10 protein-coding genes are annotated in these 12,509 nt (G+C 35.6%); 7 read left to right on the forward strand and 3 right to left on the reverse strand.

The features are described 5' to 3' along the window. Positions 1 to 69 precede the first annotated feature (69 nt). The gene (locus tag H6F32_RS01375) at positions 70 to 5,304 is read right to left on the reverse strand and encodes a hypothetical protein (protein WP_190367542.1); all 5,235 of its coding nucleotides are present in this window, start codon (positions 5,302 to 5,304) and stop codon (positions 70 to 72) included. 248 nt (positions 5,305 to 5,552) lie between these two features. Between H6F32_RS01375 and gpmI the strand changes: the two genes are divergently transcribed. From gpmI to H6F32_RS01405, 6 genes are all read left to right on the forward strand, one after another. Beyond that, entirely contained in the window at positions 5,553 to 7,151 is a 1,599-nt protein-coding gene (gene gpmI, locus H6F32_RS01380; RefSeq protein ID WP_190367543.1) for a 2,3-bisphosphoglycerate-independent phosphoglycerate mutase, read from the forward strand. A 292-nt stretch (positions 7,152 to 7,443) separates the two neighbouring features. After that, complete coding sequence (gene secG, locus H6F32_RS01385; RefSeq protein ID WP_190367544.1) at positions 7,444 to 7,677, forward strand: preprotein translocase subunit SecG; 234 nt, start codon at positions 7,444 to 7,446, stop codon at positions 7,675 to 7,677. A gap of 72 nt (positions 7,678 to 7,749) precedes the next feature. After that, positions 7,750 to 8,439 (forward strand): peptidase, encoded by a 690-nt coding sequence (locus H6F32_RS01390; RefSeq protein WP_190367545.1) that lies wholly within the window; start codon positions 7,750 to 7,752, stop codon positions 8,437 to 8,439. Positions 8,440 to 8,785: 346 nt separating this feature from the next. Next, entirely contained in the window at positions 8,786 to 9,526 is a 741-nt protein-coding gene (locus H6F32_RS01395) for a sucrose-phosphate phosphatase (protein ID WP_190367546.1), read from the forward strand. Then, positions 9,513 to 9,812: a hypothetical protein gene (locus tag H6F32_RS01400; protein ID WP_190367547.1), complete on the forward strand. Its 300-nt coding sequence runs from the start codon at positions 9,513 to 9,515 to the stop codon at positions 9,810 to 9,812. Before H6F32_RS01395 ends, H6F32_RS01400 begins: the two co-directional genes overlap by 14 nt. Before the next feature lie 130 nt (positions 9,813 to 9,942). Next, positions 9,943 to 10,641, forward strand: coding sequence for a hypothetical protein (locus tag H6F32_RS01405; RefSeq protein ID WP_190367548.1), 699 nt, complete (start codon positions 9,943 to 9,945; stop codon positions 10,639 to 10,641). 120 nt (positions 10,642 to 10,761) lie between these two features. Here H6F32_RS01405 and H6F32_RS01410 read toward each other — a convergent pair whose 3' ends face one another. Both H6F32_RS01410 and H6F32_RS01415 read right to left on the reverse strand, forming a co-directional pair. After that, positions 10,762 to 11,322, reverse strand: coding sequence for a phycobiliprotein lyase (locus tag H6F32_RS01410; protein WP_190367549.1), 561 nt, complete (start codon positions 11,320 to 11,322; stop codon positions 10,762 to 10,764). 102 nt (positions 11,323 to 11,424) lie between these two features. Beyond that, positions 11,425 to 12,102: a HEAT repeat domain-containing protein gene (locus H6F32_RS01415; RefSeq protein WP_190367550.1), complete on the reverse strand. Its 678-nt coding sequence runs from the start codon at positions 12,100 to 12,102 to the stop codon at positions 11,425 to 11,427. A 158-nt stretch (positions 12,103 to 12,260) separates the two neighbouring features. On the opposite strand from H6F32_RS01415, the gene H6F32_RS01420 reads away from it, so the two are divergent. After that, on the forward strand, positions 12,261 to 12,479 hold the full coding sequence (locus H6F32_RS01420) for a hypothetical protein (RefSeq protein WP_190367551.1): 219 nt from the start codon (positions 12,261 to 12,263) through the stop codon (positions 12,477 to 12,479). Positions 12,480 to 12,509: the final 30 nt, after the last annotated feature.

Raw genomic sequence — 12,509 nt, forward strand, 5'->3', positions numbered from 1 at the left:
TGAAGTTACAGTAGCACAAGCATCTTGCTTGTATTAATTATTCAAGTTAAAGGCACAACAGCTTATGAACTATTGTGAAAAAACCTCACAACCAGGATTATTTAAACTAGAATTTTGCACTGTGGCTTGTGGTGTTTCGGCAGTTAAAATCACCTTACCATCATTAGTAAATATCCATCCCTGTGCTTGCTGAATAACTCGATTTTTCAGATTCACTTTTTGATTATTTTGATCAATAACCACAGATTTAATCGTCTCTTGACTAGTTTTTGTGGTTTGAATATCCACTAAGTCTACTACAGGAGAATTACCAGTAAATAAATCATCAGGATGAGATGGTAAACCTCCTTTACCAATAATATTAAATCTACTTTCTTGACGTGCTACTTTACTATTACTACTACAACCTTGAGCAAGTTGACTACTAGCATCAACAAAATTACTGGGTAAAGCTAATAAACCTTTAGATGGATCAACATCTAAACGATTAATAGTAACCTGTCCACTTAATCCAAATTCAGAAGATGCCGTAATATCACTCAAATCTGTTTGTTGAGGCTGAAACTTTAACCCAAAGATTGTGTTAGTTGTAATATTTATCTTTCCGCCATTTCCTTTAAAAGCATTCGCTGTAATATCATTATTTTCACTAGCAAAACTGATCATAAATGGCACATTAATATTAATATTACCACCATTTCCTCCTGCTCCTGCTGTACCTGCGGTAGCTGTAATATTACTATTATTTCTTAACCAGAATAAATCATTAATATTTAGGGTAATTTCTCCTCCTTCATTATTAATGGTTTCTGCTGTAATAAAGGCTTTATTATCTAATATTAATGTACCTGCTTGTAGTGTAATATTACCACCTTTTCCATTTCCTTGACTATTTACGCCAATTCCTGCACCATTTCTAATCATAAATATTTCTGGGTCAATATCAATGCTACCACCATTACCTATTGAACCCTTTTCAGTAGTAGCAAATAGTCCCGTATTTATGCCATCTAAGGTAATATTATCTCTTACTTTGATGATGATATTGCCAGCTTTAGCATTACCTGATGTAGTAGTTAATAATTGTCCACCATTATTGACTGTTAAATTGTTAGCACTAATATTAATATTGCCACCTTGACCATTTCCTGTAGTGGAAGCAGAGATTTTTACACCATCATTAATATTTAAGTTTTGGGTAGTAATGAAAATATTTCCTGCATTACCACTTCCTGTACTTTCTACTGCTAATTTACCTTTTCCAGTAATATTAATAGTTTCTGGTGCACTAATTTGAAAATCCCCTCCATTACCACTTCCTAAAGTTGATCCAGAAATAATTGAACCTGGATATAGATTGAGGTTTAATGTATTCTGATTGCTGTATGGATTGAGTTTTAAAGTTCCTGCTGGTGCTTTTCCTTTTGTTTCAGCAAAAATTTCCAATACCCCCGCCAAATTCATTTGAGATATGTTTAAAGTAATACTACCACCTTGATCTGTGTTACTAGCATTTTGAGTAGCAGTAGCCGTAATGCGGGCGGCTTCAGAAAGATTAAAATTAGGTGTATTAATCATAATATCTCCAGCTTTTCCTGCACCGCTAGTTTCTACAGAAATTACGGGAGCAAGATTCTGTGATCCTCTACCTAAATGAACCGAATTATTGGCATTAATATTAATAGTACCTCCTTGACCACTGCCATTAGTAAAAGCATAAATTGAGCCACCATTTTCTAATTTAAAATTATTAGTATTGAGGTTTATATTACCGGCTTTTCCTTGTGCAGTAGTGCTGGCAGATAGTTCTCCACCATTTTCAATGAATATATTTCCATTTACAGCAATATTTATATTGCCACTATTGCCTAAAGAACTGGTATTGGTGAAAAACCCACTGGTACCGCTCACATTAGGTACTATTTTTTTACCAAAAGGATCTAGCTGATTACCAATGCTAGAAAAACGAGAATTGTAAGTTGAATCACTACCTGATACTAACAGGTTGGTTGTATTCACTGTAATATTACCTGCTTGTCCACTACTAGAGGTATTCGCTAGAAATTGTCCGCCATTAGTCACCTCAACAGAATTAGCATTAATTGTGATATTTCCTCCAGGATTACCGTTTTCTGTCCGGGTATCTAAAACACCACCATCCAAGATTTGAAAGATCCCTGTGTTAATTGCGATGTTTCCACCTTTGCGTCCCATGTTTCTGGTACTAGAAAATAAGCCACTAGATGATCCTTGCTGTATTCTATTGCCAACAACATCTTCTAATAAAGCGATTCCAGATATATTAACAGACTCAGCTGTATCAATGTTGATATTACCAGCATTGCCATTTCCCACAGCAATAGCCATAATTTGAGAGCCATTTGTTAAAGAGAGATTACGAGCTTTGATATTAATGTTATTTCCATTGCCATTAGCTGTCCCATATACATAATTGAGAATTGCACTGTTATTTTGTAGTGTTATAGAGTCATCTATTTCTAATTTAATCTGTCCAGCATCTCCTAATGAATAGACACTACTGTTTAAATCAGAGAAATTTCTGATAAATAGAGATTTGGCTTTGATGTAAATATCGCCTGCCTTTCTAGTGCCATCAATCATGTTAAATTGACCATCATACAAAGAAGTGGAAATATAACTATAATCGCTCATTAAAACCCCATCTGTGGCTTGCACAGATATATTTCCCCCATTTCCTTGTCCAAAACTCAAGGAAGAAATATAACTACCATTACCCAAGGACATTGATCCAGTTTTGATATCAATATTGCCTCCATTTCCTTGTCCTAAAGTATAAGCATCAATTGAGGAATTATTAAATGATATAGACTTAGCGAATATATTAACATCTCCTGCTTTACCTATTCCACCACCATAGTTACTGCTGTCCATGCTGCTATTTGTGGCAACAACTGTACCATTGTCACTGTTGAATTGAATATTTCCACTGTTGCCATTTCCTGAATATGAGTAGGAGTATAGACTTTCTGTAGATATATTGCCATTACTGGCATTTAAGGCAATATTTCCCCCATTTCCTTGTTGAGAATCAGAGTATAAAATATTATTAATATTAATATTGCCACCAGTGCTGTTTAACTGAATAGATCCACTATTACCTGTTTCTGCACCTGAGTTTAATGTCCCGGTTGTAATATCATTTTTAGCAGAAAAGGAGATCGATCCACCATTCCCACTGCCTCCAGAATTATTTATGATTTGTGATGTCACTACTCCGTCGCTAGTGTCAATACTACCATTGTTACTGATCAGAGTTATATTGCCACCATTGCCAATTCCAGCCGCTTCAGAATATATAGTTCCAACCTTGATATTATCAACCGCATTAATATTGATTGCGCCGCCATTACCATTATTAGAAGCTGAGATGAGCATGGTAGTGGTAATATTTTTGGCATTTAAGGCAATATTTCCCCCATTTCCTTGTTGAGAATCAGAGTATAAAATATTATTAATATTAATATTGCCACCAGTGCTGTTTAACTGAATAGATCCACTATTACCTGTTTCTGCACCTGAGTTTAATGTCCCGGTTGTAATATCATTTTTAGCAGAAAAGGAGATCGATCCACCATTCCCACTGCCTCCAGAATTATTTATGATTTGTGATGTCACTACTCCGTCGCTAGTGTCAATACTACCATTGTTACTGATCAGAGTTATATTGCCACCATTGCCAATTCCAGCCGCTTCAGAATATATAGTTCCAACCTTGATATTATCAACCGCATTAATATTGATTGCGCCGCCATTACCATTATTAGAAGCTGAGATGAGCATGGTAGTGGTAATATTTTTGGCATTTAAGGCAATATTTCCCCCATTTCCCCCCAGGCTGGAAAATGAATAAGAGAAGGAGTTAAGGTTTTGAGTAGTGATATTACCATTGTTGGCATTGAGGGCGATCGCACCACCATTTTTTCCTGTATTAGAACTATTAATATTACCGACTGTAATATTAGCTGATGGTAACTGAGGATTCAATTTATACTGATTTGTTAATAAAACATTTCCGCCGTTATTAGTAATATTACTACTGTTAATATCTGCATTAGTCAGATTACTAAATGTAGCCATCACTCCTGATGGTAAAGTCGGACTATTTTCCAAAATATTCGGTAATTTATTAACATCTATTCCTCCTCTTACATCTAAAATTCCTACATCATTCTTACTATTCATTGTAACTGTTTGACTTCCCCCATTACCATCAGCAATAATTTGAGTTATTGGTTTATTGTCTGAATTATTAATAGTCACATTACCTAAAGTTACTTTTCCACTTGCCAATACATACAAAGATGACCCTGTATAATCTGCTAAATTAATATCTCCATTAACTTTAATCACATTATTATGAGGTATCAGAAAATCTATCACATTCTGGTTTAAATCTTCTGTAGTAAAATAACCGCCTACTGTATAATTGGCATTACTTAATAATCTCACAGGTGATCTAAAGATAATATCTCTATTAGCTGTAATATTACTATCAGAATGATTAGAAGCGTTAATTTGCACACTTTGATTACCTTGTATAGTAACATCTCCTGCTGATTGGATCATTACAGGTTTAGTAATACTATCATTAATAGTAACTTTTTCCTGACTTGCTAATGTTAAGTTTCCTCCTGTTTGTAAAGTTCCTTCTTGTATTGTTATATTTCCTCCTGATAATGTTAAGTCTTTTCCTGTGGTTAAATTACCTGCATTATTAATATTACCATTTTGATTATTTCCCCATTGCAAACCCACAGGTATAGATATTGTTAACAAAGGTGGTTGACTGCTATTTGTTGCTGAAAAAACTGTATTATCTGCAAATTTTATTCCTGATGCGGTACTAGCTGTAAATGAACCTTTAATATCTAAACTTGCACCATTACCAAAATATATCCCATTGGGATTAATTAAAAATAAATTTGCATTTCCTTCTACTCCTAATTTTCCAAAAATATTAGAAACATTTCCACCTGTAACACGAGTTAAGATATTTTCAATATTCACGGGGTTAGCAAAGTAAACACTTTTACCAACATCTACATTAAATTGTTCAAAGCTATGAAATAAATTAGTACCTCTAGTAGCACCACCTGTTACTGTATCCTTTAATCCATTGTTACTAATATTAGAACTTTCTGTACCTAATGTATTATCAGGTATTAATTGCGCAAATACGCTTTGACTACTTGTGGTAATTCTGCTTACTAATAAGAATGCTAAACTAGCTTTATAAGCTAATCTATATATTGTAGTTTTCATAAATTATTATTCAAGTTCCTTACTGTAAATTAGATTATACAATATAATAAAGATCCCGGACTTCTTGAAGAAGTCCGGGATCTGAACTATTGTGAAAAAACCTCACAACCAGGATTATTTAAACTAGAATTTTGCACTGTGGCTTGTGGTGTTTCGGCAGTTAAAATCACCTCCTAACTAAATTTATTCAACTAACCATCAGCAGTGGTAAAATTCGGTTATTACAAAAAGTAAAGGGCAATTTTACTATGACCAAAGCACCTGTAGCTCCTGTGGTGCTAGTCATTTTAGATGGATGGGGCTACTGCGAGGAACAGCGAGGAAATGCGATCGCTGCTGCTAAAACTCCCATTATGGACAGTTTATGGGCGGTCTATCCCCACACCCTCATCCGCACATCAGGAAAAGCCGTAGGGTTGCCAGATGGTCAAATGGGCAATTCTGAAGTTGGTCATTTGAACATTGGTGCTGGTAGAGTCGTACCCCAAGAACTGGTACGCATCTCTGATGCTGTTGAAGATGGTTCCATAGCACAAAACCCAGCGCTTGTCAAGATTTGCCAAGAAGTTCGTGCATCTAATGGCAAGTTGCACCTAGTAGGGCTTTGTTCTGATGGGGGGGTACATTCCCATATTACCCATCTATTTGGACTACTTGACTTAGCTAAGGAACAGCGAATTTCTCAAGTGTGTATTCATGCTATTATGGATGGTCGAGATACGCCACCAACGGATGGTATGAAACCAATCAAACAATTGCAAGATTATATTGATCGCGTAGGCATAGGACAAATAGTCACTATAAGCGGTCGTTATTATGGCATGGATCGGGATCACCGTTGGGATCGTGTTCAGCGTACTTATGATGTGATGACTCAAGATGGCGCGGGTAATGGCTTGACAGCGTTGGAGGTGTTAGCAGCTTCATATTCTGAAGGTATAAACGATGAGTTTATAGTCCCTGTCAGAATAGCCCCTGGCGCTGTTGAACCTGGAGATGGGGTCATATTCTTTAATTTCCGCCCCGATCGCGCTAGACAATTAACTCAGGCTTTTGTCAGTGCTAATTTTGATGGTTTTAAACGTCAGCAGATTAAACCTCTGTCCTTCGTGACGTTTACTCAGTACGATCCAGAGATACCCGTATCTGTAGCCTTTAAACCGCAAAACTTAACCAATATTTTGGGTGAAGTAATTGCTAATCAAGGCTTAAAACAATTACGAACTGCGGAAACGGAAAAATACGCTCATGTCACTTATTTCTTTAACGGAGGAATGGAAGAACCTTGCGAGGGAGAGGAGCGACAGTTGATCAATAGTCCTATGGTAGCAACTTATGATCAAGCTCCAGCAATGTCAGCAAGTGTTGTTACAGATGTGGCGATCGCTGCTATTCAAAAGGGTATATATTCTCTTATTGTCATGAACTATGCTAACCCAGATATGGTCGGGCATACAGGACAAATGGATGCAGCTATAAAAGCTATTGAAGTAGTAGATCAATGTTTAGGCCGCCTTGTGGATGCCATTGGTAAAGCAGGCGGTACAGTATTAATTACTGCGGATCATGGCAATGCTGAATATATGTTAGATGAAAATGGTCAACCTTGGACAGCCCATACCACAAATCCTGTACCCTTGATTTTAGTAGAAGGGGAAAAACGCAAAATTCCTGGTTATGGGGCAGAGGTAACTTTGCGGAATGATGGTAAATTGGCCGACATTGCACCTACCATTCTCAATATTTTACAGATCCCCCAACCAGTGGAAATGACTGGGCGATCGCTCATCGAAAAAGCCCAATATGATTTACAACTTTCTCGCACACCAGCGTCAGTAGGTTTGTAAAATAGATGGTTGTCAGGTGCGTCAGATATCAACAATCTGTTTATTTGCGGGCATACAGTCTGACGCACCCTACCAATGTCTACCAATGTCAGTTACGTAAGACCTGATAAGCTAATGTGCAGCACTCACTGTATAATTAAAAAACCTGAAGTTACAGTAGCACAAGCATCTTGCTTGTATTAATTATTCAAGTTAAAGGCACAACAGCTTAGAATTAAGTCAACAGTTAACTTTTTATAGTTAGCTGTTTTCTTTCCATACTCTCAAAATACCAATAAACAACATTCTTGATATGACAATTACTAGCATAGTACAAGGCATTTGGGCATTTTCAGCCCTGGGTTTAATCGTTTTAGTATTATTACACAGTCCTAAAGGTGATGGTATAGGTGCTATAGGTGGACAAGCACAACTTTTTAGCAGTACAAAAAGTGCAGAAAATACCTTAAACAGAATTACATGGGCATTAGTAGTTTTATTTCTCAGTTTAACAGTAGTGTTAAGTGCCAATTGGTTGCCTAAATAGGTAACATTAACAATAGGTTGGGTAGAACGAAGTGAAACCCAACCTATTTTAAATTAAAAAAATACAACAATAATGCTTAATAAAAATAAAATTAAACAGCAATTTTTAACATTTATAATATTAATTATAAGTACCGTAACTTTGATTATTTGCAACCATTTTCCCACCAAAGCAGAACAACCAAAATTACAAATACATCCCTTACCATTAACCTTAGAAAAATGGCAAAATAATAACCAAGATGACTATTTTGATCAAATTAAACCTACTAAATATGGATATTTAATTTGGTCAAAATTTCCAGTAAAAGTATTTATAGATAAACAAAATAAACCAGATAAAAATTGGGTAAATAGTGTTACCCAAGCAGTGCAAGACTGGGAAGCTTATTTACCATTAGAAATAGTAGAAAATTCTGAACTTGCTAATATTATCATTTTGCGAAAAACACCACCTTTAGAGATTGATAAAAAAGGTAAAATTACCCGTGCGCGTTCAGCATTAACCACTTATCAAATATATCAAGAGAATAATATATTATTACCCAAATTTACTATTTTATTAAGTCCCACACAAACAGGAGAATATATAATATCAGCAGCACGTCATGAAATAGGCCACACTTTAGGTATTTGGGGACATAGTTTATCACCCAAGGACGTTTTATATTTTTCTCAAATTCGTCAACCAGTGTCTATTTCTGTACGAGATGTAAATACATTGAAAAAGATATATCAACAACCAACTAGTTTAGGTTGGTAGTATTATAGCTTTTACTAATCAGATATCAGGACTTGTAGAGTGCGTTACAGTTTTACCTCACGCATCCTATATATATAACGATGGTAGACAGAATCTCCAGTCTCGCATTACTTCTAAGCTAATGTGCAGCACTCACTGTATAATTAAAAAACCTGAAGTTACAGTAGCACAAGCATCTTGCTTGTATTAATTATTCAAGTTAAAGGCACAACAGCTTATTTACATGATTTATACTGTCTGACGTGGTTGGTGAGCTTGTCGAACCACACCCTACCAATGTTCCAGTTGCGTAAGTCCTGATTTAATGTAAAATGTATTAGTAAGTTACTGATATCAGGAGTATATTGTGCAACAGTTCCTTTTTATTACAGATTTAGATAATACCTTAGTTGGTGATGACGCAGCAATGGTCAAACTCATGGAAAGATTAGTAGAACATCGTCAAAAATATGGTACAAAGATAATATATTCTACGGGGCGATCGCTCTTTTTATATAAAGAATTAAAAGAGGAAAAACAACTCCCTGAACCAGATATTTTAGTTTGTGCAGTAGGTACAGAAATATATACTAATAATCATATTAATCAAAATTGGTCTAAAAAATTATCACCTAATTGGCATAGAGATATAGTAGAAAAAATCGCTAAATCTTTTCCCGAATTAGAACCGCAACCAAACAGTGAACAAGGAGATTTTAAACTCAGTTATTATCTGAAAGAAAAATTAGCAACTACCATAGTACCAGAATTAGAACAACAATTACAAGCAGCACAATTAGATATTCAAGTTATTTATAGTGGTAGTAAAGATTTAGATATTTTACCACGCAATGCTAATAAAGGTATGGCGATGACATTTGTAAGAGAAACACTAGAAATTGCAGTAGAGAAAACCGTAGCTTGTGGAGATTCTGGTAATGATATAGCGTTATTTGCGGGGAGAAAAGAAAAGGGTATTATAGTGGGTAATGCCACTAAAGAATTATTAGCATGGCATCATAATAATCACAGTGTAAATCGTTATTTAGCCACAGGTAAATGTGCCGCAGGAATTGACGAAGGACTGCAATTTTTTGGCTTTTTGTAAAACCACAAACCACAAAAATTATAGTAGTGCAAGCATCTTGCTTGGATTTTTAGCCTTGGTGAACTCAGGTATGAAATTGAGAGATTCCAAATTTGAAACTTTGCGTCTAACGCAAGTGATTCGCTTTGCTGATGCGCGAAATAAATATCATACCCCAATTCAGCAACGCCGCATTTTTGGACTAAATAGACATCTGGTAAAAATTAAATATGCGTTTTCTAGAACCCTTGTAGAGAAGTTTTATGGAACGTTTTTAGTTTTTAGATTATTCTCTGGAGATGTCTAATACATACAACGGTTTAGAGTTACACACATTGAATTTTCAGCAGGTATCTGATATCGTCTTTCAGACAAGGACTGGCCACTTACTCAACGATATATTACACTTGAGAGATAATTTCCATCATAGCCAACTTATGAAAATCAACTCCACTGTACTACTTACCATAATTTTACTCACACTCATGCTCGGAGCAGGTTCTGCCAGTGGTATTTTAGGATTTCAATTAGGTAGTTTAGCTCTTAAAGGAGTAACAACACCTGATGGACGTTCTAACCCACAACACAATAATAAAGACAATGATAGCAAACAAGCTAATCCCACTTTCTTAAAAGAGGAAGATATTATTAAATCTGTAAAATCAAGAATAAATAACAAAAATACTGGTAATAAAATAGAAAAAGTAGAAGAAGAACAAGAAGTTGAAGTCAACAAACCTAAATCTACCGCAAAACTCCAAGAAACTGAGCAAGAAAAGCTAGAACCTGGATTTCCCGTGACTGCTGAAAGCGAAGGTGTCACCATGTCGGTACAATCTGTGAAGTATTCTTCTGGTGATTTATTACTTAAAGTTAATATGCAAAATAAAGGCAAGGACTCTGTAAGATTTTTATATAGTTTTTTAGATATTACAGACGATAAAGGTAGAACATTAAGCGCGATTACAGAAGGATTACCCGCAGAATTACCTGCTAATAGTTCTGTATTCAAAGGTACAATTAGTATTCCTACAGCGTTACTGGATGATGTTAAACAAATATCTTTAGCTCTAACTGATTATCCGGCTCAGAATTTAAAATTGCAATTATCGGATATTCCTGTGGAGAAAAATTAAATTCAGGATTTACGGATGTAGAGATTTTGGATCCAAAATCCCTACATCCATGACTGGAGATGTCTAATAAAGAATTTTGACTTTTGAATACATGACTTTTCGACTACCCCCTACAAGATTTTATCCTACCTTAACCGCTTCAGTAGCTTTAATAGAGGCTGGAGTGCTGCCCATACGAATTTCAGAAGTAAAAGATGCCATACTAAAACCGCCAAAACGTTTAAGTATGCTTACCCTCATTCTTAAATTAGGACTAGCAAACCATAGTCTTTCCTCAGACCACATAGTTTCATATTCTGTAATTAGGGTTAAAGCATTATCTTCGCCCATTTTGTAAGTACCCGCTACAGGTGCTTTTTCTGCATAACCCATTTCTCGTAATAATTTACCTTCACGGGGTTTATCTGCATCAGGTACGGTAACTAACACTGTAGAACCTTGATGTTTTTCTTCATCCCATTCCATTGTCCCATTCCAGGTAACTCTTGCACCACAGGAAGCTAGTAGAGGATCAATTTCATACTGTTGACACAGTTTAATGACTTCTTCATGATCTGGGGCTAATGTTTCAATGACAATATCTGATTTACCATCTTCAGACTGTTTAAAGGCCAAATGATGACTGGTACGATGGGAAAACCATTTACCAGCACTCAGTTCAAAAAATTCTTCAATATTCATGAGTGTAGTTGTCCAAAGATTCTATGATTGTTGCTATTTTTAAAGTAATTGGTAATTGGTAATGGGTGATGACTAACCAGTGATCATTTTATCATTAACTAATCATTCATTATCCATGACCTCCAAGTTTTCTAAGGATATTGTCGCTGCTTGGGCTACGTTATCATGACTATCCTTTTGCAAGTATTTTAAGGCAGAAATACTTTTTGGTGTGGGTAAGTTGCCCAATGCTTCAGCTAAACGCTGTCTTACCAACCAATCTTCTGATTGTGCAAAACGGAGTATACTTTCTACGGAGTCTATATCTTTAATTTCTCCTAGTGCAGAAATAGCAGCTTGTTGAATCACTATTTCTTCACTATCTAAGGCTTGTAGTAAGATATCACGAGCGCGAGGATCCTTAATATTACCTAATGCTACCACAGCACTAAACCGAACTAACCAATCTGTATCTTCATAAAATGTTCGTGATAATATTTCTACACATCTAATATCTTCTAAATATCCTAAAGCACCAGCCGCATCAGCACGAATGCTATAATCTGGATCATTTTCTAAAATGTTCACAAGTATGGAATAGCATTCTGGAGTTTTTTTAATTCCTAGTGCGAAAATGGCCATGGATCGTAATTGTAAAGATTCATCATTTAATACTTTTTTAATTAAAGGTAGGGCATTTTCAGCATCAACATCACGCAAACTAGCTAAGGCCAGCATCCGGTTACGTAAATTAGGGCTTTCTAACTCTCTAGCAATAATTTCTAAGTTGGGATTCGTCATGGTTTAATATATTAGGGAAAAGCAAAGTTTTGGGTATATTTAGCTAGAAAATCCATCAATATTTACAACACCTATTCCTATCACCTGTTAAACTGGAGAAAGCTGATAATCAAGCTCATAAACTTCATAGTTTTTAACAGCAATTTTGGGAGTGTGTAATGTTTATTACTGAATTGTCGCCGCTATTCAAAGAATTTGTTCACCATCCAGTATCATTTATGGGTGGGTTTGTGTCTGGTGTTCTCAGATTGAATTTAGCTGATGAACCTGTTAAAAGCTGGCTAAATCAAAAATCATGTTGTACTCGTTCGGAAACTAATACAGCAGAAAATAGTAATAGTCAGTCTTCTGGACCACAACAAATCATGATTGATTAATTTTAACAGGAGTGAGCTATCAGCCATCAG

Origin of the sequence: Anabaena sp. FACHB-1237 (assembly GCF_014696225.1) — a bacterium.
Classification (GTDB): domain Bacteria; phylum Cyanobacteriota; class Cyanobacteriia; order Cyanobacteriales; family Nostocaceae; genus FACHB-1237.